The organism is Brenneria nigrifluens DSM 30175 = ATCC 13028, from assembly GCF_005484965.1.
GTDB classification, from domain to species: domain Bacteria; phylum Pseudomonadota; class Gammaproteobacteria; order Enterobacterales; family Enterobacteriaceae; genus Brenneria; species Brenneria nigrifluens.
The window spans coordinates 4031612-4054392 of the sequence record NZ_CP034036.1 but is presented as its reverse complement, the minus strand read 5'-3'; the positions used below and the strand labels follow the sequence as shown (position 1 = coordinate 4054392).

The 22781-nt window shown below is 50.8% G+C and carries 16 protein-coding genes, 1 tRNA gene and 3 pseudogenes; 9 read left to right on the top strand and 11 right to left on the bottom strand.

Annotation, left to right across the window (positions count from 1 at the left end):
• Positions 1-219: 219 nt before the first annotated feature.
• Positions 220-477: a hypothetical protein gene (locus EH206_RS19025; RefSeq protein WP_009114494.1), complete on the bottom strand. Its 258-nt coding sequence runs from the start codon at positions 475-477 to the stop codon at positions 220-222.
• Positions 478-972: 495 nt separating this feature from the next.
• Here EH206_RS19025 and EH206_RS19015 point away from each other — a divergent pair.
• Positions 973-2264, top strand: a pseudogene (locus tag EH206_RS19015) (tyrosine-type recombinase/integrase).
• A gap of 4 nt (positions 2265-2268) precedes the next feature.
• Positions 2269-2883 carry a Fic/DOC family protein gene (locus EH206_RS19010; RefSeq protein WP_009114493.1) on the top strand — a complete coding sequence of 205 codons (615 nt, stop codon included), beginning with the start codon at positions 2269-2271 and terminating at the stop codon, positions 2881-2883.
• On the opposite strand, the gene EH206_RS19005 is transcribed toward EH206_RS19010, so the two are convergent.
• On the bottom strand, positions 2880-3038 hold the full coding sequence (locus EH206_RS19005; protein ID WP_009114492.1) for a hypothetical protein: 159 nt from the start codon (positions 3036-3038) through the stop codon (positions 2880-2882). The genes EH206_RS19010 and EH206_RS19005 overlap by 4 nt on opposite strands.
• A gap of 488 nt (positions 3039-3526) precedes the next feature.
• Complete coding sequence (locus EH206_RS18995) at positions 3527-4420, bottom strand: BrxR family helix-turn-helix transcriptional regulator (RefSeq protein ID WP_009114491.1); 894 nt, start codon at positions 4418-4420, stop codon at positions 3527-3529.
• Between the two features lie 175 nt (positions 4421-4595).
• On the opposite strand from EH206_RS18995, the gene EH206_RS18990 reads away from it, so the two are divergent.
• Genes EH206_RS18990 through EH206_RS18975 form a run of 4 tightly spaced genes read left to right on the top strand, consistent with a single transcriptional unit; the run spans position 4596 to position 12471 of the window.
• Positions 4596-6065, top strand: a complete 1470-nt coding sequence (locus EH206_RS18990) for a hypothetical protein (RefSeq protein WP_009114490.1) — start codon at positions 4596-4598, stop codon at positions 6063-6065.
• Positions 6066-6067: 2 nt separating this feature from the next.
• Positions 6068-6964 (top strand): hypothetical protein, encoded by an 897-nt coding sequence (locus tag EH206_RS18985; RefSeq protein WP_009114489.1) that lies wholly within the window; start codon positions 6068-6070, stop codon positions 6962-6964.
• Positions 6965-6966: 2 nt separating this feature from the next.
• Positions 6967-11403, top strand: a complete 4437-nt coding sequence (locus EH206_RS18980) for a coiled-coil domain-containing protein (protein ID WP_009114488.1) — start codon at positions 6967-6969, stop codon at positions 11401-11403.
• A 24-nt stretch (positions 11404-11427) separates the two neighbouring features.
• Positions 11428-12471: a Wadjet anti-phage system protein JetD domain-containing protein gene (locus EH206_RS18975; protein ID WP_009114487.1), complete on the top strand. Its 1044-nt coding sequence runs from the start codon at positions 11428-11430 to the stop codon at positions 12469-12471.
• Between the two features lie 106 nt (positions 12472-12577).
• Here the strand turns inward: EH206_RS18975 and EH206_RS18970 are convergent.
• From EH206_RS18970 to EH206_RS18955, 4 genes and pseudogenes are all read right to left on the bottom strand, one after another.
• A pseudogene (locus tag EH206_RS18970) lies at positions 12578-12718 on the bottom strand (transposase); the annotation flags it as partial.
• Positions 12719-12858: 140 nt separating this feature from the next.
• Positions 12859-13387 (bottom strand): annotated as a pseudogene (locus EH206_RS18965) (IS256 family transposase); the annotation flags it as partial.
• Between the two features lie 242 nt (positions 13388-13629).
• Positions 13630-13785 carry a DUF3892 domain-containing protein gene (locus tag EH206_RS23455; RefSeq protein ID WP_232216613.1) on the bottom strand — a complete coding sequence of 52 codons (156 nt, stop codon included), beginning with the start codon at positions 13783-13785 and terminating at the stop codon, positions 13630-13632.
• A 593-nt stretch (positions 13786-14378) separates the two neighbouring features.
• A tRNA-Ile gene (locus tag EH206_RS18955) sits at positions 14379-14454 on the bottom strand.
• A gap of 143 nt (positions 14455-14597) precedes the next feature.
• On the opposite strand from EH206_RS18955, the gene mug reads away from it, so the two are divergent.
• Positions 14598-15101 carry a G/U mismatch-specific DNA glycosylase gene (gene mug / locus EH206_RS18950; RefSeq protein ID WP_009114486.1) on the top strand — a complete coding sequence of 168 codons (504 nt, stop codon included), beginning with the start codon at positions 14598-14600 and terminating at the stop codon, positions 15099-15101.
• A gap of 49 nt (positions 15102-15150) precedes the next feature.
• Here mug and rpoD read toward each other — a convergent pair whose 3' ends face one another.
• From rpoD to rpsU, 3 genes are all read right to left on the bottom strand, one after another.
• Positions 15151-16986, bottom strand: coding sequence for an RNA polymerase sigma factor RpoD (gene rpoD / locus EH206_RS18945; RefSeq protein ID WP_009114485.1), 1836 nt, complete (start codon positions 16984-16986; stop codon positions 15151-15153).
• Between the two features lie 156 nt (positions 16987-17142).
• Positions 17143-18897 (bottom strand): DNA primase, encoded by a 1755-nt coding sequence (gene dnaG / locus EH206_RS18940; RefSeq protein ID WP_009114484.1) that lies wholly within the window; start codon positions 18895-18897, stop codon positions 17143-17145.
• A gap of 140 nt (positions 18898-19037) precedes the next feature.
• On the bottom strand, positions 19038-19253 hold the full coding sequence (gene rpsU, locus EH206_RS18935) for a 30S ribosomal protein S21 (protein ID WP_001144069.1): 216 nt from the start codon (positions 19251-19253) through the stop codon (positions 19038-19040).
• A gap of 440 nt (positions 19254-19693) precedes the next feature.
• On the opposite strand from rpsU, the gene tsaD reads away from it, so the two are divergent.
• Positions 19694-20707, top strand: coding sequence for a tRNA (adenosine(37)-N6)-threonylcarbamoyltransferase complex transferase subunit TsaD (gene tsaD, locus EH206_RS18925; protein WP_009114483.1), 1014 nt, complete (start codon positions 19694-19696; stop codon positions 20705-20707).
• A gap of 88 nt (positions 20708-20795) precedes the next feature.
• On the opposite strand, the gene argR is transcribed toward tsaD, so the two are convergent.
• Positions 20796-21266, bottom strand: coding sequence for a transcriptional regulator ArgR (gene argR, locus EH206_RS18920; RefSeq protein ID WP_009114482.1), 471 nt, complete (start codon positions 21264-21266; stop codon positions 20796-20798).
• Positions 21267-21781: 515 nt separating this feature from the next.
• Here argR and mdh point away from each other — a divergent pair.
• Positions 21782-22720, top strand: a complete 939-nt coding sequence (gene mdh / locus EH206_RS18915) for a malate dehydrogenase (RefSeq protein WP_009114481.1) — start codon at positions 21782-21784, stop codon at positions 22718-22720.
• The last annotated feature ends 61 nt before the right edge of the window (positions 22721-22781 follow it).

Below are 22781 nucleotides of genomic sequence, written 5' to 3'. Positions count from 1 at the left end.
ACCGCCGGATTTATTCATCGCTGCTGGTTATCGTCGCGGTGGGTAGGTTCGGCGGTTTTATCTTATTTCTGGGCGAAACCTGGATAAAACAGTGCGCCACACGCTGTTTTATCCAGGTTTTTTTGCTTTTTTTCCAGTCGGCCAGCTGGCACCAAGCAAGATGATGTGGTAAATACTGACGCCGCCACTCTCTCCGGCAACCCGCCGCGAGCGGACTTTTTACCGCATAGCAGGAATGGCGGTCTGATAACGAATCGATTGACACAACCGATCAATAATCCATAATCGATCTGAATAAACGTTTATAAAATAAACGTACCCGATGTCATGATGATAGTGAATTTCAAGCAATAATAATGACATCAGGGAAAGCCAAGCCCGCCATGTGCGGGCTTTTTTGCGCCTGCCATAGAACGCGCTCAGAGGTTCAGTAAAGCGCGCCGACCACGCACACACCAGCCACACCCCGATCGCCATGTCACGCCCCTCAGACGTAGCCCGCGCAGGGCAAGGTCTGCGGCGAGGTAACAGAGACAGATTGAAAGCGAAATTTTCCGATACCCAAGGTGGGATTATTTAAATGGCGGCTATCGTTACAAGGTAAGGGGCGAGGATATGGAGTGAGCACAAAACAGACGATAAACACTATATTACCCCTGCAAAATATCCCCGGCCTATCCCCGAAAAAACAAAGGAGCCACGCGATTGACGTAACTCCTTGAAATTCTGGTGGCCCCTGTTGGGTTTGAACCAACGACCAATCGATTATGAGTCATAAAATCGGCATGTTTCTAATCGTTCGCTATTGACGCTTATTGTATTTTTAATTTTTTATAATCAATAAGTTATGAAGTTATTTTCGTTTCTGGTTGGTTGTCTCGTTTCCCCATTGTACTATCCTTACCTGACCCATTACCTGACCCAAAATGGGCGTTGGGTCAGGTAACGCTTATCCTTAGAAAGGTAACCTCAATGGCCGCTAATCTTACCAAGACTGCTATACGTGGTTTGAAGACAAAAAGCACGTCGTATTACGTGTGGAGCAACAGCGCTCAGCGCAGTACCGGCAGGCTTGGCGTCAAAGTTCAGCCTTCAGGCAGCAAGGTTTTTTATTTCCGTTACTACGTTGAGAAAGGGAAAAAGAGAGATTCATTCAGTTAGGCATCTGGCCTGAGATAAAACTGGTGACGGCCAATGAGCTGGCGAAAAAGTATGGTGCCTGGCTTGTTGAAGGAAAAGATCCCCAGCAAGAGCTTGAGCAACAACGCCTGGCCGAGCAGCACATCATGCAGCTTCACGTTCGCAGGGATCGTTTAAAGAACTGGTGCATGGCTACGTTAACAAGATGAAGCTCGACAATAAGCGGACCTGAGCCGATGTTCTGAAGCGTCTTGAAAAAGAGTGCTATTCTGTCATTCCTCGCGAAACCAAAGCGAAGGATGTCACACCTCTACAGATCAAAACCATTCTCTCAAGCATTATCCAGCGGTCCATGCAAACCGAATTCGTTCCTACCTGATGGCGGCATTTAACTGCGGTCTGAAAGCCGATAACGATCCGATGAATACCAGTGTGGGTATCACGTTTGGCCTTGAAGTTAACCCTGTGTCGGCAATACCGAAGCAGTCTTCGGCGGAAAAAGTGGGTGATACATGGTTAACGCTGGAAGAGCTTCGTTTTGTCATGGAGCAGTTCGGGCAACCAACGTTGGGCCGTTGATGCAGCATCTTATCCGCTTCTGCGTTTATGCTGGCGGGCAACGTCCGTTTGAAATGATTGCCAGCCAGTGGAGCACGATTGACTGGCAGCAAAAGACGTTACTGGTTATAGCCGATGTATCGAAAAACAAGCGTGAACACCTGACCACGCTGACTGAATCGGCACTACAGGAATTAGCCTTAGTGAAAGAGCTCACTAAGGATAGTAACAGTTCCTACATCTTCCCACTTTCGACAAACGGTGAGCGCCCAGTGCGCACCGACAGCCTGGCGCGTTCTATCATGTATTTAATCCTGAGTTTAAAGTTTTCACAGCGCGAGATTTACGTCGCACCTGTAAAACGCTGATGGGGGGAGGCGGGGAGCAGCAAAGAGATCCGTGACCGTATCCAGAATCACGCTTTGAACGACGTCAGCTCGAAGCACTATGACCGTTATGATTACCTGACAGAAAAGCGCAGGTCGCTTGAGATCTGGGATGATCGGGTTAACAACTATCAACGGCAGCAGGGAAATAACGTTGTGAACTTGTTTGGGTGGAGGTAAGAGCTTGTCAAAATATGAGCTTAATTCAGCAGAAGAGCGGTATCAGCCGGGCTCTGGTGACCTGGTGCTTGCTAATAAACTGGGGATCATTGATGAACAGGAAATGGAGGCGCTGGAGTCTGGCCTACTGCTAATGCTTTATGAACAGCTATTTATCGAAGGCCAGCCGCCTGCGGCGCTGGCTTTTGAGCACATCAATGGGTGGCATCGCCAATGGTTGGGGAATGTGTATGACTGGGCAGGAAGATTACGCAATGCCAACCTGACTAAAGACGGTTTTCAGTTTGCCGCTGCCGACAGGATTCCGCTTCTTCTTGATGGTTTCGAGAAGCAGTATCTTTCCCGGTCTGGTGAGCTGAAATCCCTGGCTCGTCCTGAGCTGGTTCGTTATCTGGCTGAATGCCATGTGGAATTTATTTTGATCCATCCATTCAGAGAAGGTAACGGGCGTTTGTCGCGACTGCTTTGCGATGTACTGTCGGTTCTGGCGGGAAAGGGCTTGTTGGATTACAGCTTATGGGATGAGCATAAGGCTTTTTACTTCAAGGCAATACAAGCAGGCGTATCAGGGAACTACAGTCCCATGATGCAACTGGTGGGCGACATCTTGCCAGATTAACGAGCGAGGCCAACGGCTTTCGCCTGCGCCTGATTTTTTTTGAGTTGTTGCTCAATTTTTTGCACAGAAACACCGGTTTCGATTGCGGTTGAGCTGGCAACGGCGCGGTAGATTTGCATTTTAGTGATCTGATTGTGTACGGTTTTTTTTGTCATGGGGAAAGCCTCGTTGTTTCAGTCCTGATTCTAGTTCGGATAGGGTGGGCTAGCAAGTCTGTTATTTGTTGGTTGTTACTAAGGGGAACTTGGGTTTCTCATGGGATTAATCAGATGCACCGAGATTTCCAGATCTTGCTAAAAGTACTGATTAATTATTAAGTTACGTGTAAAATATGCGCGCTAACTACTCTATAGTTTTAGGGGAAAGATATGGCGCAAGATTTTTACTCTCTGGAGGAAATGGCCCCTCGCTTTGGTGTGGATGCTGATGTGTTCATTAAGGCGTGGCTTGACGAAAGGCTGCCTCTTTACATTCACTTCGGTAGCGATAGTCTACCCTGTACGATCAGGCGTTGCATTCCGATGCAACTACATGAATATGCTAGAGATGATATCCTCTACGGTCGTGATCTCCGCTCAGGTCTCCAGGCCATCATCCGCCCAGTAACAGCGCATGGTAATAAATTAGCAAACAGAAGGGCTATCTATCTCTCGCCTGCATGGCGGTATTTGTGAATAGGCTCACCTGTTTGGGTATGTACAGCAAGAACTGGATAGACAAAGGGGCCTTGACCACTGGGATCAGTAGCCTGTGCATATTCATCGTCGGTTTTAGGCAGATTGTTCTCGGGGCACAAATAAAAAATCATCGGTGCGCGAATACTGAACTCACGTGGTTCGAGTATGTAGTCCCGCTTAATCACCTCCTGCTGCGCCTTGCTTAGAGCTGGGTTGACAATAAAACGTACAGGGATCGCGATCTCCCACGCAGTGTCTTCACGCGGTGGGGCTGCCGCTGGGACAATCAGTTCCGGTAAGCCCAGAAATCGCGCCAAAACAAAGTCCTTAAACGTCGAACTGCCCCAGTCATAGGCACGTACATGCTGACGCCCATTGACGGTGATAATAACCGTAGGGGTCAGTGTACGGGACGTGCCTTCCGGGTTTTCCATTGACGCATAGGCCACTTGCACCTGGCCCCGCTGCTCGATCGCTGACAAAAAAATTGCCAGTGTGCGGCTATGCACTGCGCGATGTATGAGTGGAATTTCCTGCGCGTGAGCCGTTTGTGGCGATTGAAACTCGGCCGTCGCACGCCATATTAGGTCGTTGTCTCCCAGCAAAACAGGCACAAATGTCGCACTGGGAAAATATCCCTTTCGGCCACCTCCCTGCTCGAAAGCATTACCTGGCGCTACCTCAAGGTAGGTTCGTAAGTCGGTACGGGCTTGCTGCGCTGAGACACCAAACTCTTCAGCAATCATGCGTGAAGTGACTTTTCGCTCCCACAGTAGCTGGCGCTCGATATAGCGCAAGCGCAACCACTGTGCGTGGCTGAGGGATGTTTTGTGTTTCTCAAGAAACGTTGAGTAATACATACCAGTTTTGTTTTGTCTTTGCGGGTTAATTATTGGCGATCCGATGTATGGATTCAGTATAGTAGGTGAACTGCTTCAAAACAAATAACATTGCCACTTTAAAAATTTAGGCAAAGTTTCTTTGTATAAATTGTTTTTCCGTACTATAGTGGCCCTGTTACTTAGGGAGAATGCTATGTCGCTAGAGTTTTTGGAGCAGGCTCGTAATGAATCTATGGCACGCCGCGAGCTGACTATTCAGTCTCATGCATTGCTGGTCGTGCGGACTCTGGATTCAATCTATCGCATCCTACAGCGCAATCCGTGGGAAGGCGTCGAGCTTGATGCGCTGGCGGCTATCATGCATCTCTTTGACGCCATGCTTTATTATGCTGACCGCGAGCGCCAACCCGGTATGACGCGGAAAGAAGCGGAGTTATGCCTGGTTGGGCACCTCAATGAAGCATATCCGGGACAAGAAGCCTCGGTCTACGCGCAGGTTGCCAGCAAGATTTTTGCAGCGATTAAAGACCCTTTCCGTCTCCGTTATTACGACTTCACGCAACGAACGCATTCCGAAGAACAGATAGTCCGTCTGGTCCGCTACGACCAGCTATCCGGCTCAGATGAAATTCTCTGGTCACTGACCGATGAAGGAATGCTGTTCTATACCCTCCGTTTGGATGAAACGCCGATTGAACGCGCGGCTATTCTGGCCTGGCGCACGTTAAAAACCATCCGTCGCGGTGAGATCGACAAGGCAGTGCATCAGATTCAGTCAACTCAGAGGCAACTGGAGCAATATCTGATTGGGATGCGGATGAAAGTACGCGCCGCTCAGTCTGGTGATTTGAGTGCATCCTATGCGCGGGATATTCGTCCGGTACTTAATGACTCCTTTGATAAGACTGGGGAAGTGCTGGAGCATATTCGGACCACGATGTCGGCGATTACGGAAATGCTCGTTGATGGACGCTCAGAATTACACCCCGATAAATTAAATAAGCTGCGTAATGCGCAAGAGATTTTTGCCGATGTCTGCATTTTTACTCAGCGCTATCAAGACTGCTTACATGATGTGAACAAAGATTTTGAGCGAGCTCGCCTGAAACTCATTATTCCCAGAGATAACACCCTTTTTCGTGAAACGCTGGAAAAAGGTGCACTCAAACCCTTGCTGTTACATTCCCCCGACACTGTCGAAAAGGAAATAGATGATCTCATCACACGCGCGCTGGCTCCCCGAAGTCAGGATGATGATCGACACATCCTGTTTGACCTTGAGGCGCTGTTGAACCTCTATCTTGATAGATTTGAACAAGCGCTGCCCCATGAGATACAGGACCCTACCGACCAGCCCGTAGCTATTGAAACCAACCTGTGTGGGATCCCTGAGTCTGTCATTAAGAAATGCAGCGATTGGGTGAGTGACCGGTTGAAGAATCGGGGGCATGTGAGCTTTAGAGATGTTTTCGACGCCTATGAGTGCGACGAATTGTCCGAACAAGAACAACAGGTTTGTTTACTTCATATTGGCAGTGTGGCGGCTAACAGTGATCCCACAATAGAGGTGGAGATAAGCGGCGACGCTATCGAAACAGCGCGATGGTGGGCTAGCAATTTAAAACTGTTAACGATCGCTCCCGTACACCCCGTTGAGGAGTAGTTATGTCCGACAACACGCATCAACAAGCTAAACGCTACGCCGAGATTGCCACACAGGCAATTATGAACTCACTGGGATACAAAATGGGAGATGAGCCGATCCAACGTGCGCTAGACCTGCAAGGTGATGCCCTGTTTGCTGAAATTATCCGTGGCGTCGCGGCAGGCATGAAATTGCGGTACCTCGGGATTCATGAGTCGTACGGGGTATTACTGGCAGCAGATGGCCGAGGCCCATTTGCTTCGTCTTTAGGTTGGCTGAACAAGCGCCTGCTGCCAGAAATAACGGGGGAGCAGTTGAGTAAAGAACGCAAAGAGCAGCGACTGTTTGCAGGCTTAACCCTGATTGCGCTGCTGGCCGAGCTGTTTCCAACCCCGGACACGGTTCGTGTCGAATTCGGTCAGAGTAGTGCCATTAATGCTGCCTCGGTAGTGGCCAGGCTCAATGATGTTGCCGACCAGGTAATTGCACAACGCAAGGTCGAGGGCGACGATACCGTCGACGGTCTACTAACGGTGGCCAGGTTTGTGCAGGAAGAACGCATTCCTCGCATTCACGACGAAAAGGTGGGTCGTGTCTCGAGTATTCGCTCACAAACAGAAATGGCGACGCGCTGGATACAGTTGCTTCAGGAGGAAGGTTTTCTGGCCGAAGACAGCAGTCTGTCGGGTGAGTCCGACTGGTATCCGACCCAAAAGCTCAAACACTATCTGCGCCATACCGGTATCGAAGAGACGGTGCGTTTTGTGACGAGCATCAGTCCAGCCACAGAAGATCGGTCGTTAGATCTAGTTGAAAGCGATATCGCTGCATTAGTAGGCACCCCGAGGTTCCCTCCGGTCAATGAACGTCCTGCCCCCACTGGAACCTCAGATACGCAACGCTTGCTGGAGATTTAAATATGTGGCTGATTAAACGGGTTTATATAGATGGCGCAGGCCATGAAGAAGCCTTCTACAAAGACCTCACGCTGGACTATATTGGCCTGTCTCAAGCGGTCGATAGTCCTGCTATTGAACGGCAGCGCTCGCCCGTCAGGAATGCGAAGGTGGTGACCAGTACCTATCAGCAGCTTGTTAATGGGGGCGGTAAGTCAACCTACATCGCACTGCTGTTATCGATTTTTGAGCCCTCCGTTAGTGATTTCACCCAATACCTGGCTAACCGTCGGCAAAGTGAATACCACTACCGCAATTACTTCTATAAAGAGCTCTCTGTTATCCTGGTAGAGATGGTCAATGAATCAGGCCAAACGTTATTACTGGGGCATGCTCATCAGCGCAATGGGGATGATGTTGACCGCACGCTGTTTATTTGTGATGAGCCTGACTCCCTGTTGGGGGCGCCGTTTGACGAAGTCCCTTCTTATTCCCGCGCGGAACGCGATTCTGAGCTACGTTCCTACGCTAATAGCCTGCACAGCTTCGAAAGCTGGCTTAATCTCAAAGCGGGCAGCGAGGGGGGGATGCACTGGCGCAAAACCTCCAGGCAGAGCGAATGGCGCGCATTTTTGCTGGAACAACAAATCAACGTTGATCTCATCAAAACAATGGTGACCTTCAACTCCGAAGAAGGTGGCCTGACCCGTTTTATTGAATACAAAACTGAGCATGATTTCCTTGGTGCGTTCTTTGCCTGCACCATGTCTAAAGATGCAACTGAGCGGCTGCGGGAACTGGTAGCGCATGAAGTTGAACGTCAGGGAGAGCTAGAAGGGATCCGTCGTAACGAGTCATTTCTAAAGGACGTGCTGGCTAACTGGCAGACGTTTCTTGAACCCGCCAAACAACTGGAAAGCACTCAGACGCAGCAGCAACTGTTGGATGACGGCTTCCGCGAATCAATGCGCGATCTCACAGCTTTTATTGGGGAAGCTCAGATTGAACAGATACAGCTAGAAGATGACACGGGAAACTTGCAAAAACACATTGACCAGAAGGGGTTTTTGCTTGAACTGTTGGGCAAGCGCAGAGCGCTGCTTGAATATGATCTCGCACAGCATCAGCTCAACAAACAAAAAACTAGGGTCGACGCGCTTAAAGATGAAGCCGATGCCAATCAACGTCAAATTGAGATTACTCGTACCGCTATAGACTACAAAGCTTATGCGAAGGCTCTGGATGCATACCGTCAGGCAGACGAAGATCTGAAGGTATTCCAAAGTGAAACGGAAAGGCCACTGCAGGTGATTTTTGAACGTACTGCTGGCGAGGCCTTGGGCGTATTAGGGTGGGCAATCAACAGGCATCGCCAGCAGGAGGCGAAGCTTGCGGAAGAGCAGGGGCAGATAAGCAAGGAAAGTAATGCCCTTAGACAGTCATACGACAAACTACAAAAGACGCTGGGCGGCCTGGAGGCGGATCGTGACAGATATAAAAGAGACAAACGCCAGGGCGAATCGCAACGGGAAAAACTATGTGAAGTTGGGTTGATCCAAAAGGGAGAAACGCCTGGTGCTGCTCAATACCGACTGGAATTAACCTTACATGATGCGCAGCAGAGTGAAGAGCTGGCTAATACTGCCCATTATCAGAAAGAGCAGGCGCTGGAAGCGCAGCAGAATGTAGTGACAAATGCGTTAGTTGAGCAAAGTAAGGCCCAGCAGACGTGCACTCAAGCAGATCTAAAGCACCAGTCGGCAATGGATAGCGCGCAGGGTTTAGTAAAAACCTATCAAACACTACCAGCGTCAACGCAACATGATCTTGACGTTGAGGACATAAATTGGCACAGCGAGCGGTGCGGATTACAGCTCGAGAAGGTATTAAATGCGAATGCTCAAACGCTGAATGGAATGAAACAGCGCTTACTGCAAGCACAGCACGAACTGGAAGAGTTAAAACTGACGGGGCATGAACTGGTCACTAAGCAGAACAATCAGGCGCTTGAAGCGTTCTATGCGTCGGGCATTGCACGGGATAAGCTCTGGGCATTTCCCCACTATCTGGCCTCTGTTTTCCACGATGAGGCGGAGAGTATCGCTGCAGTGATCGATCATGATCCAGGCCGTTACCTGAGCCTAGTCGCACTCGACGATGCAACTTTTGAGTTAGTCCACAAAATCAGTGAGAAACTGTCCTGGAAGAAAGCGCCTATTGCTGTTTATCTGCTGGATGAAGCACAGGATCTCCGCAGAGAAACGCCTGAATTGGTGCAGGTCGTCCTCTCAAACCCCGATAAACACGGTTATAGCAAGGCCGCTTACGAAGCCCGGTTGCAAGAGTTGGAGAACGCTGTAGCGTCGCAGGAGACCTGTGTGAAGGCTGCGGAGGGCGCCTTTAATATACTGGAATCTTTCAGGGGGGACTGGCGTTTGCATTACGATCAGTATGGTAAACATTGGGCAAAACTGGTTGACCACCGCGAGCAGGCCCGCTTAATGTTGGAAAATGCTGATGTAGCACTTAAGCAGGCGGAGCATTATGCGCAAACACTGCGCGACGAGAAAGCGGATGCTCTGGCGCGGTTAAATAGTGCCCAACAGCAAAAAATTCAGGCCGAAAAAGCACATGATAAACTGAGCCGTTTTGTTGAAATGGAATGGGCGAAGCGTGAAACGGCGATAATGAAACTGGAACAGCTAGCCGAGCAGATTCAGCGAAGCGAGGAGACTCTTGTTAACCTGAGGGAGGCGCAAGAGCGGCAGAAAGAGCTCGCGGATAACAAGCGCGCCGAACAAACCTATATCAGTATCCAGATTAGCGAATGGAACAAACTATGCAACGAGCCGTTCTATTCAGAGATTACGGCGACTGAAGGTATGGAAGGACGAAGCCCCAAAGATGCCCATGAGAAGGCTGCTCAGGCGTTCAAACAATTACTCGAAGCAGCCAACGGTGATCAGGTAACCGCCCTCAAGCAACAACGGAAAGATGCTGAACAGGCACAATGTTACGCCTCTGAGCGTTTGACAGCTCAACCCATCTACAGTGCATATCCGGATGAGGTAAAAGCGGCGGCTATCAATGAGCTAGCGGTAATTAACAACAGCATCGCACGCCTTAACGAACAGCAGAAACAATTCACGCAGAATCTAATTAACTCGCAGGTAACTCTGCAAAATTTGTCCCAAAATTGCGCGAATGCCCGCAACGCGCTTGATGAGGACTTTGTGTGGGAAGAGAAACCCGTCGAGATAGAGGCAATCCAAACGTCTTTGGCTGAAATCGCCAACAGCCTCCATGAAACTGAATACCAGCTCAAACTCCAACTGGAGCAAAAAACGCTGCTGTTGAAAAAGATTGAAAATGTGAAAGAACGACTACAGAACGCCAAAACAGCTCAGGCGACGATCCAGTCCATCACTCCGAGTTCTGCGGCGGGTCTGCCTGGCAGGATTCTGAGTATCACTGAGTATGCTGACGCGCTGAGTAGGCAATGCCAAATGTACGCAAGCCTAAAAGAAACGCTTAAACAGCAAAATATACGTGTCGCTACGGTCTGGGGACACTTCCGCAAAAGAATCGAAGAAGAGTTGGTCAAGGATCCAGATATCCGAGCCAGTCAGGAATACTTACGACAGTTGGACTCAATCGCAACTTATCATGAAGTTCTGGGCGATTTGGACAGGGTCGGTACAGGGATCACGCAGGTATTCGAAGCGGTGCAGGACAGCTTGGAACAATTCCAGCGTTCGATTGAACTGACTGTCACCCATCTGACTGCACATCTGGAGGGGGCGATTAAACTCCTCAAGCGCGCGATGTCGGTCAAAATTCCTGATGACTGCCCTGTACTGCCTGGTCGCCCCATTATCAAAATGACTGACCGGTTCCGTGATGTCACCGCTGATCTCAGGGGGTTTGCCAGTAGCCGCTTACAGCAGTGGATAGCCCGAGGGCAGGTACCCCGTGCGCCAAACCGGGACGCCTTGACAGCAGATTTGGTTCAGTCGGTATTTGGTGAAGGGGAGCTGGAAGTTCGTCTGCTGAAGACGAATGCCAGTCGTCCACAATGGACTCCTGTCACCCGGCTCGAAGGCTCAGGTGGGCAGCGCCTCACATCTGCCTTTTTGCTGTTTGTGACGGTCGGCAAAGTGCGTGAATACGATACGGGTATTTCAAGTGCAGGATTCTTACTGGCCGACAACCCGTTGGGTAAATCGAATGCTGATGACTTGATGCGAATTCAAACCCAAATGGCCAGGGCTTATAAAATCCAGCTCATCTACTTGACTGGCATCTCGGATGAAAACGCCCAGTCGATGTTTGATAACCATCTCTTCCTGAACAAAGTTCAGAAACTGAGGCGGCGCGATCTGGTAACCGTTGATAAAGAACGCCACGCCCTGTGGTCGGCTTCCCTGGTTGCTAAGCCAAAGTTCGAGTCAGTCTTTTAAGGTAGGTATGGTATGAGTAGCGTAATGATCTGGCTATCCCGGCTGGAGTCGACAGCAAATAAGCACCGTCTTGCCGCCGGTAAGGCCGTCCGAACAGTTAAAGCCAATGCGGTTCTGGATGAGGTATTAGGAGCACATAGCCAAGAGGCTTTGCGCCAGGATGTTCCAGGTTTACTGAGTCAGGCCGTTACGCAACTGCTTGAAGGGGACTGGCGGGCTCAGCCTAAGCATAAAGCTAGCTGGCATCGCTACTGGCGGGGTATGAACCTACCAAATATTTTTGTTTACGAAGGTGCCATCGTCCCTACGAAAACTGCATCAGAAATAGCCTGGCATCCTTGGTTGGCGCAACGTATTACAGGGCAACTGACACTGCCAATCAAGGCACGTTTACAGCAGTTGAATACATATCTCTTTCACCAAACTAAGGGCGACAAGCCACTCTTTCCGGGCTTGCTCGGACACCGTGAGCGGTCTCTGCTAATATTTGGTGATGAAAAAGCACTGGATTCCATGCCGCCTGACGGCTGGAAGCATGTCACACTGACTTTGGCTGATATGGGCGCGTTTCGACGTGCTCCGCCTTTACCGTATGAGTCATCAGGTTGCCGCGATCTTCCGGCTATTATTGTTGAAAACTCTGATGTGTATTATCGACTTTGCCAACTTAATCGAGTTCAGACTCACTGGTCACTGGTTATTTATGGCGCGGGTAACAAAGTGTCAGGCCAAGCAGAGTGCGTGTCACAACTTCTCAAGGTCGAACAGGTAAAACAACTGCTCTATTTTGGCGATTTGGATGTGGCGGGCTTAAAAATCGCCCATCAGCTGCACTGTAAGCTACTTAGCGATTACGATATCAGCCTGCAATTGGATGGGTGGCTCTATGATGAGCTGATCTTAAATTGCTGGGTGACGCCTGAAGGAAATGCCAACAGCGAACGGTTTGATTTTGAGTCGCTGTGTGGTTGGATGCCGCGCTTTGTTTTACGAGAAATGAAGATGCTGCTCGCGACCCATCAGCGTCTGCCTCAAGAGGGGGTGGCATCTTTGGGTTTGGTCATATAGCCTGGTGCTTTTTGTATGCCCGTCTCATGGGGAGCGCTCACCAAACAGGAAGACCCTCATGCTAATTAAAACTGTATTGTTGCTCCCAAGTTGCAAACCCTCGTATATTCGTTTCACGAGAGCCGCCACGATTTAATCGATGCCTGACCGTTTTTCCAGAAGATACTGGCAACGGATTGACACCACAAAGTGCTGCTAGTGCGGCTTCGCTTTTCAGGCGGACCGGATTATCACCTGCCACTATCAGCGATGTTGCTATAGTCTGAGAGACTACGCCAAATTGTCTGCATAGGTTGCTAATATATTCTTGGGTTAATTAATCCAAGGACTCGTCCAGCTCAGCTAGTTCTTTCGAAGCGTTCAGAATTCTGTGTCACGATAAAATCATTACAGCGTAATTACGTTATTCAGTCGCCCGTCAAAATAAATGGCTAACTGTGACAATGTCAAATTCCAGTTCTGGATAGGCATTGTCCATTTCTCCTGCGCATTCATCAGCCCTAGATAAAGTAGCTTTAACAGGCTGTTTTCGTTAGGGAATGCGCCTTTTTTTTCGTCAACTTTCTGAACTGCCGATGCACCGACTCAATGGCGTTGGTGGTATAAATGACCTTGCGAATATCGGATGGATAGCTGAAGTACGCCGACAGATTGTCCCATTTCCGACGCCATGACTGGATAACCACCGGGTACTGCTGACCCCATCGGGCTTCAAGCTCATCCAGCGCGGTTTCCGCCGCCGCTTTCGATACCGCGCGGTAAACCGGCTTCAGGTCGGCCATAAACGCTTTGTGGTGCTTCGACGCCACATATTTGATGGAATTGCGTATCTGATGGATGATGCACAACTGCACAACTGCACTTCGGTCTGCGGGTAAATGCTGTTTATCGCTTCCGGGAAACGGTGTGGCCCATCATTGGTGAACTGGTCAAGAAGTCTATGGGGCTGTAACTTTCACTGTTTGGCTGTCTTTAAAGGTCGCTTATGCGGCCCTATTTTGTGTTTGTGCTTTCGGTATCGTTTGGAAATTTTATAAACATTATAAGAAGGCGCTAAAGATATTCATTAACGCCTTTGGTGGAATAGATATTAAGTCGACCGTTTCATGCTGTAAATATTAAAAATAAAATGAAAAGGATGCTTTCTATTTATCGACTTTAACAAAGTGGTAAAGAGAGCAAATTATTATTCCACTTTCCATCTGCATACGTTCGTATATATTTTTTCCTACCGTTTCCGGGATCAACTACACCTACGTCTGCGCGATTACCATTACTGTCAGAAACATAGAAAGTGTGTTGTTTACTTTCTATTGTATTTATTACTTGGGCTACAGTCCATTTGCTACCTTATGGGGTAAATTGGGGGCTGCCCACATGAGTAATATGTTCGTGAACTGCATTAGTGTCTGAGAGGGTAATGCAAGTAATACGTACATCGACTATAAAACAACTCCTTTTTGCTGTGAAATAATGAGTTGAAACCAGTGATGCTTCTTACCATTGATAATTATTAGCATGATTAAGGTTGCCCGTACGCTATCTATGCAAAACATAAGTGAGCCCGACTGCTAATAACACTGCTATGAGCGGAGATATTCCCCCCGTAGCGAATGCCGTAAACAGCACAGCAACAGCTTGTGCACGCTTAGATAGCAGGTCTGAGCCCATAACAGAGTCGATCATTTGACCTCCATCATGGTTCCTACCGTCTCTTGATGAGTTGGGAGTAAGAGTTCAGACCCGTGGCACTTTTATCTTTAAAAGCAGTTACTCCGGCTGCCACGACCCAACTGCACGTTTAGGCTTTTGGCCAAATCGTTACTAGCTTATACCTATTGCGAGTATCCTATAGGTATCCTAGATAATGAAGATAACTCACGTTTTTTTGTAAGTTATTGAAATTCTGGTGGCCCCTGTTGGGTTTGAACCAACGACCAATCGATTATGAGTCGACTGCTCTAACCACTGAGCTAAGGGGCCGGACGGGCGACGATTATACGGTAATGTGCGGGGAAAGGTCTATAGCTGTTCGGCCGGATGTCTGTTTTCTATGCAGGATAGCTTGTTGTTATTATTGTTAGATTTTGCGATAACGGCGGAAAGCACGCCATAAAGGGGAAGTTATGTTCACGGATATTCTGGCAACCAACCTGCAGGTCGTTTTCTGCGGCATCAATCCGGGATTATCGACCGCTCATCATGGTTATCATTTCGCCAATCCGAATAACCGGTTCTGGAAAGTGATCCATCAGGCCGGATTCACCGAGCGTTTGCTTAAGCCGGAAGAGGAGCGGCATCTGTTGGATACCGGATGCGGCATTACCATGCTGGTGGATCGGGCAACGGTGGAAGCGACCGAATTGAAAAGGAATGAGCTTTTGCAGGGCGGTGAAGCCGTTATTGAAAAGATAAAGCGCTACCAGCCGCGGGCGCTTGCCGTATTGGGCAAGCAGGCGTTCAGTCAGGCTTTCGGTATCAAGAAGGTGGCGTGGGGGCGTCAGGCGTTGACCATCGGCAAAACGCAGGTTTGGGTACTGCCGAACCCCAGCGGACTAAATCGCGCGACGCTGGAGTCGCTGGTGGCGTCTTATCGGGCGTTGCACCAGGCGCTACATATAAAAAAATAACCCCGGCAGGCCCGGGGTTATTTCAGCGATGTAAGCATTGAGAAATGGATTAGTCATCCAGGAAGCTGCGCAGCACTTCCGAGCGGCTCGGGTGACGCAGTTTACGCAGCGCTTTCGCCTCGATCTGACGAATACGTTCACGGGTCACGTCAAACTGCTTGCCGACTTCTTCCAGCGTATGGTCGGTGTTCATGTCGATGCCGAAGCGCATACGCAGCACTTTCGCCTCGCGCGCGGTTAAACCGGCCAGTACGTCGTGCGTCGCTGAACGCAGGCTTTCCGAGGTGGCGGAATCCAGCGGCAGTTCCAGCGTGGTGTCTTCGATAAAGTCGCCCAGATGCGAATCTTCATCATCGCCGATCGGGGTTTCCATCGAAATCGGCTCTTTGGCGATCTTCAGCACCTTGCGGATTTTGTCTTCCGGCATCAGCATGCGTTCGGCCAGCTCTTCCGGCGTCGGCTCGCGGCCCATTTCCTGCAGCATCTGGCGTGAAATACGGTTGAGCTTGTTGATGGTCTCAATCATATGCACCGGAATACGGATGGTGCGCGCCTGGTCGGCGATGGAACGGGTAATGGCCTGACGGATCCACCAGGTGGCATAGGTTGAGAACTTATAGCCGCGGCGATATTCAAACTTGTCCACGGCTTTCATCAGGCCGATATTGCCTTCCTGAATCAGGTCGAGGAACTGCAGCCCGCGGTTGGTGTATTTCTTGGCGATGGAAATAACCAGACGCAGGTTGGCTTCAACCATCTCTTTTTTGGCGCGGCGGGCCTTCGCCTCGCCAATCGACATGCGACGGTTGATATCTTTAACCTGTTCAATGGTTAAACCGGTCTCTTCTTCGACCTGGTGCAATTTCTGCAGGCTGCGCTTGACGTCGTCTTCAACCTCATGCAGCTTTTCAGACCACGGCTTGGACATGGCAATGGCGGCGATAAACCAAGAGTCATTGGTTTCGTTGCCGGAGAACAGCGTGACGAAGTTTTTCTTCGGCATTTTACATTGTTCCACGCACAGCTTCATGATCAGCCGTTCCTGAGTGCGCACGCGATCCATCATGGATCGCATGCTGTTGACCAGGAAATCAAACTGTTTAGGCACCAGACGGAACTGTTTAAAGACTTCGGACAGATTCAGAATTTCCTGGGCCGATTTTGCGTGGCTGCGGCCGTTGGCCTTGATCACCTGACGGGTGGTTTCATATTGCTCGCGCAGGTCGTTGAACTTCTGACGCGCCAGTTCCGGATCGATGCTGTTATCGTCGTCGCTGTCGTCGTCATCTTCCTCTTCTTCGTCATCCTCTATTTCTTTGCTGGAGAGCTCGGAACCGACGTGGGTCGCGGTTGGCGCGATATCCTCTTCGGCGTTGGGATCGACAAAGCCGGTGATCAGATCGGACAGACGGCTTTCGCCCGCCTCGACGCGATCGTACTGTTCCAACAGGTAAGTGATCGCTTCCGGATATTCGGCGACGGAGCACTGCACCTGGTTGATACCGTCTTCGATACGCTTGGCGATATCGATCTCGCCTTCGCGAGTCAGCAGTTCGACGGTACCCATTTCACGCATATACATACGCACCGGATCGGTGGTGCGGCCGATTTCGGACTCAACGCTGGATAACACCTGAGCAGCAGCCTCCGCCGCGTCTTCGTCTGCGTCATTGGTATTTTCTGCCAGCAACAGATCATCGGCATCCGGCGCTTCTTCCATCACCTGGATGCCCATGTCGTTAATCATCTGGATGATGTCTTCGATCTGGTCGGAGTCGATGATATCTTCCGGCAGATGGTCATTGACCTCAGCATAGGTCAGGTAGCCTTGCTCCTTACCACGGGTGACAAGTAGCTTTAGCTGTGACTGCGGGTTTTGCTCCATAAGACGGTATCCACACTTCAGAGTATTTGGGTTGGTGTCGGTCGGCGTAGTTCGCCAACAATAGCATTTAGGGTGTTTTTTCTTATCGCCGCGGCCCCTGTAGCGGCACTTTGCAGGGCTCTACCCTGCTATTTATCGGCAATTAAGCCTCGGTAATCAGTTTTTTCTGGTTAAAGCCAGTTGCAACGACCAAAGTTCTTTTCTCTCTTTGGCGTTAAGCCCGTGGGTTCTCTCACGGGCGATTAATGTTTCCTGACGTTGTTTCAGCAGTTGATCGTAGAGTTCCGCCAGGCTTATCCTGAACTTATCGTCCAGTTCATCCTCTTCGATCATATGGTTCCAGGAAGCCATGGTTTCAAGCTGTTTGCGGTATTTACTGTCGCGGTATTTCTCAAGCAGCAGACCCATACTCATTCCGGGGCTGGCGTTGCAGGTTTTTACCAAATCCCGAAACAGCGACAGGCCGGCCACTTTGCTTTCTTCTATGTCTTCCAGCGCCAGTTCAGGCACTTCTGCTGAAAGTCTAGGGTTCTGAACTAAAAGCCCTATAAGTATACGCATAGTTGTGACTTTTAGCTGGGGCGGCTGGTAGGGCTGAGCATGATCGGCCACTTTTGGCAACAGCCTGTCCAACTGGCTGTCATCCAGAATCCCCAGTTTATTGCCCAACTGCTGGCGCAAATACAAGCGTAGCGTTTCACCGGGCACTTGACCAATCAAGGGCAGCGCCAGTGAACTGAGCTTGGTCCGCCCATCAGGCGAACTCATGTCTACCTGCTGTTGCAAGGTTTCAAACAGAAACTGCGACAGGGGTAACGCCTGCTCCATGCGCTGTTCAAAAAGGACTTTGCCTTCTTTACGCACCAGCGTGTCGGGGTCTTCACCATCCGGCAGAAACATAAAGCGCAGTTGGCGGCCGTCGTTCAAATAGGGTAACGCCGTTTCCAGTGCTCGCCATGCGGCTTCCCGTCCGGCCCGATCGCCGTCGTAACAGCAGACGACCTGATCGGTGACGCGAAAGAGTAGCTGAATATGGTCGGCGGTGGTGGAGGTTCCCAGCGACGCAACCGCGTAATCAATACCAAACTGCGCCAGGGCAACCACATCCATATACCCTTCAACCACCAGTAATCGCTTAAGTTCCGGGTGGTTTTGCTGCGCTTCATACAGGCCGTAGAGCTGGCGGCCTTTATGGAAGATTTCAGTTTCCGGCGAGTTCAGATATTTCGGCACGCTATCGCCTAATACCCGTCCCCCAAAGGCGATAACCCGTCCCCGTTTATCCCGGATAGGGAACATCACCCGTTCACGAAAACGATCGTAGCTGCGGCCCTGATCGTTAGTCACCAACATGCCGGCATCGTTCAATGCGCTGCGATCGTCATTATTGCGTCCGAAACGCTTTAAGGCGTTATCCCAGCCTGGCGGCGCGAAACCGATGGCGAAATGGCTAATCACCTCGGCGCTCAGGCCGCGCTGTTGCAGATAATGCAATGCCGGAGCGCCGGTCGCTTGACTCAGCATTTGCTGATAGAACGAACTCAGTTTTTCCATCAGCGCATACAGGCTTTGTCGTTGATGGCGCTCAAGCTGGGTTGGCCCGGTGCCGGTTTCATATGGCACTTCAAGGCCGTAGATGGTGGCGAGTTCTTCAATGCTTTCAACGAACTCGAGACGATCGTAATTCATTAAAAAGTCGATGGCGTTGCCGTGAGCGCCACAGCCAAAGCAATGGTAGAACTGTTTGTCGCCATTTACGGTGAATGAAGGGGTTTTTTCGTGGTGAAACGGACAGCACGCATGATAATTCTTGCCCTGCTTTTTCAGTTTGACGCGCGCGTCGATAAGATCGACGATGTCGGTGCGAGCCAGCAGGTCATTGATAAATACGCGTGGAATTCGTCCAGCCATAAGCCCCTGTTTCTTAAACTTATAAACGACAGCTTATAAACGACAACAAGCCGCGCATTCCTTTCGGAAATGCACGGCCTTCGTATGCAACTACTAAGTCTGCGGATTAATCACGCGGTGGAGGAAGAACCTCCGGAAAATCAATACAGACGAGTGCGGCGTGCGTTTTCTCGAGCCAGTTTCTTCGCGTGACGTTTTACTGCGGACGCTTTAGCGCGCTTACGCTCGGTAGTCGGTTTTTCATAAAACTCACGACGACGAACTTCAGCCAAAACACCCGCTTTCTCGCAGGAACGCTTGAAGCGACGCAGAGCTACGTCGAACGGCTCGTTTTCACGTACTTTAATTACCGGCATGTGCCTCTCACCTCAATAAATTCGGTTTGCCGCTGGCCTTGTGCCAGCCTTTTCAAAATGGTGCGGAATTCTACTGCAAACAGGGCGCCCTTGTAAAGGGGCAGGACGATCATAAAACGCGCAGCCTTCGCCGGCGCAGAAACCGGGAGGCTTATGGTAGACTATCCGCCGCATGAAGCATGCCGCAGATCATTGACATCGACAAAGCTCGTTATTAGGGAGAGCGTACCGAGGGGCCGTAGCGGCGCAAGCCGCCGACAAATTTGCCGGGAGCAAATTTGAACAGCATTTATGCTGGCCCACCAGGGTGGGACACAAGGATGTGTCCCATAATAGCCCCTCGGTACGGTAGGCCCGGGTATCTCAGGCTTACAGGCAACTTTGTCAGTAACCTCCCGCATATTAATGCGGGCTTGTCCCTAATAAAAGTAGGAACCGCAATGCGCGTATTGGGTATTGAAACATCCTGTGATGAAACCGGCGTGGCCATCTATGACACGCAGGCCGGTTTACTCGCTAATCAGTTGTACAGCCAGGTAAAACTCCACGCCGATTACGGGGGCGTCGTTCCCGAACTGGCTTCGCGCGATCACGTGCGTAAAACGGTGCCGCTGATCCAGGCGGCGCTGCGTGAAGCGGATTTAACCGCCGGCGACATTGACGGCGTGGCCTATACCGCCGGTCCCGGACTGGCGGGCGCGTTGCTGGTCGGGGCGACGGTAGGGCGCGCGCTGGCCTTCGCCTGGAACGTGCCGGCGGTGGCGGTGCACCATATGGAAGGGCATCTGCTGGCGCCGATGCTGGAAGACAATCCGCCCGAGTTTCCTTTTGTGGCGTTACTGGTTTCCGGCGGCCATACGCAGCTTATCAGCGTGACCGGGATTGGCGAGTATCGGCTGCTGGGCGAATCAATCGATGATGCCGCGGGCGAAGCGTTCGATAAAACCGCCAAGTTGCTGGGGCTGGATTATCCGGGCGGGCCGATGCTGTCAAAAATGGCGCAGGCCGGCGACGCCGCGCGTTTTACCTTCCCGCGTCCCATGACCGATCGCCCCGGGCTGGATTTCAGCTTCTCCGGTTTGAAAACCTCTGCCGCCAACACTATCCGCAATAACGGCGATGATGAACAAACCCGGGCGGACATCGCCCGCGCTTTCGAAGATGCCGTGGTGGATACGCTGGCGATTAAATGCCGTCGCGCGCTGGATGAAACGGGGTTCAAAAGGCTGGTGATGGCGGGCGGGGTGAGTGCCAACCGTACGCTGCGTCAGCGTCTGGGCGAGATGATGGCAAAACGGGGCGGGGCGGTGTTTTATGCCCGGCCGGAATTTTGCACCGACAATGGCGCGATGATCGCCTACGCGGGAACGGTTCGCCTGCAACAGGGTGAAAGCCGGGAACTCGGCATCAGCGTGCGCCCGCGTTGGCCTCTGGCCGAATTGCCCGCCCTTTGAACGGGTAATCATCGGTAGCCGGCGTTACTGGCGATAACGGCTTTACGTATGGCGGGCTATCCCTTGCCCGTCGGTTATTGCCGTCGGGCTAGAGTTCCTGCTCGAACAATACCAGAATCGCCTCGTAGAGCTGCTTAACGCTGAATCCTCTGGCTGGGGTGGTGAAGATGGTATCGTCGCCGGCGATGGTGCCGAGGATCCCTTCTGATTTACCCAAGGAGTCCAGCAGGCGGGCAATCAGCTGCGCCGCGCCGGGACTGGTGTGGATAACCACCACGGAATCATTGAAGTCGACGTCCAACACCAGGTTTTTGAGCGGACTGGTGGTGGTGGGCACGCCCAGTTCGGTTGGCAGACAGTAAACCATTTCCATTTTGGCGTTACGGGTACGCACGGCGCCAAACTTGGTTAACATGCGGGAGACTTTGGACTGATTGATGTTTTCAAATCCGTCTTCCTGCAAAGCCTGGACGATCTCGCTCTGAGAACTGAACTTTTCTTCTTTCAGCAGCGCCTTGAACGCTTTAACTAAGTCTTCCTGTTTTGTCGAGTTACGCATTCCGCACCGGATTCATATGGTTATCTGTGGCGTTATTATGCAGATTAGTGAATTTTTATGCAACTATGCTGCCTATTATATCGCCAATCGGCGCTGTTGACGGTTCAAAAAATCGCCGCTTGCGGCGGCCCGCAGGGGGGCGGGCAAGGGATAGTCCGCCATAACAAAACTATCTCTGCGGCGTGTCTGAAAAATGCGTCATACGTCACATAAAGGTGAATTAAATGTTATCAAAATGATGTTATTTAGCTACTCTCGATCGGTGTACTATCGCTCCCAGGTTAACCGATCATAAATGCGCGCTGCATTATTAGTCCAAATGCTCATTAACTTTACTTACCTTTCTAATTAATAGCGTTTTTTGGTTTATTATTATAGACATAGGGTGTTTTCAGTCTTTAGGCAACTATTTTCGCTGACGGTAAGTAAATACGCTTTGTTTTTCTTCTGATGTTTATTCTATAACTAAATGAATTAACGGCATTTTTGTACTTTACGATAATAAGGAGTTTAGGATGAAAGTTGCAGTTCTTGGTGCGGCAGGCGGCATTGGTCAGGCCCTTGCGCTCCTCCTCAAAACCCAGCTTCCTTCAGGTTCAGAATTATCTCTCTATGACATCGCGCCGGTAACCCCGGGCGTTGCGGTCGATCTGAGCCATATTCCTACCGCGGTCAGAATCAAGGGCTATAGCGGCGAAGACGCCACGCCTGCTCTGGTCGGCGCGGATATCGTGCTGATATCCGCCGGCGTCGCCCGTAAGCCGGGTATGGACCGTTCGGACTTATTCAACGTCAATGCGGGTATCGTTCGTAACCTGGTTGAGCAAATTGCCCGTACCAGTCCGCAAGCCTGTATCGGCATTATCACCAACCCGGTCAATACGACCGTTGCCATTGCGGCCGAAGTGCTTAAGAAGGCCGGCGTTTACGACAAAAATAAACTGTTCGGCGTAACCACGCTGGATATCATCCGCTCTAATACCTTTGTTGCCGAACTCAAAGGCAAGCAACCGGAAGATGTCAACGTCCCCGTCATCGGCGGGCACTCCGGCGTGACCATTCTTCCCCTGTTGTCGCAAATCCCCGGCGTGAGCTTCAGCGAGCAGGAAGTGGCGGATCTGACCAAACGTATCCAGAATGCGGGCACCGAAGTCGTTGAAGCGAAAGCAGGCGGCGGATCCGCAACCTTGTCGATGGGGCTGGCGGCCGCTCGATTCGGCCTGTCTCTGGTCCGGGCGCTACAAGGGGAAAATGGCGTGGTCGAATGCGCCTATGTGGAAAGCGATGGCCAATATGCCCGCTTCTTCGCCCAGCCGGTCCTGCTGGGTAAAAACGGTATTGTTGAACGCAAAGAGATCGGTACGCTGAGTGCGTTTGAGCAAGCGGCGCTTAAAAATATGTTGGATACGCTGAATCAGGATATCGAATTAGGCGAGTCTTTTGTCAAAGGTTAATCAGCGCGTAAAATTTAGTGGGCTTGGAATTTCGTGATACGAGTAGTCAGAGCCGGAGATT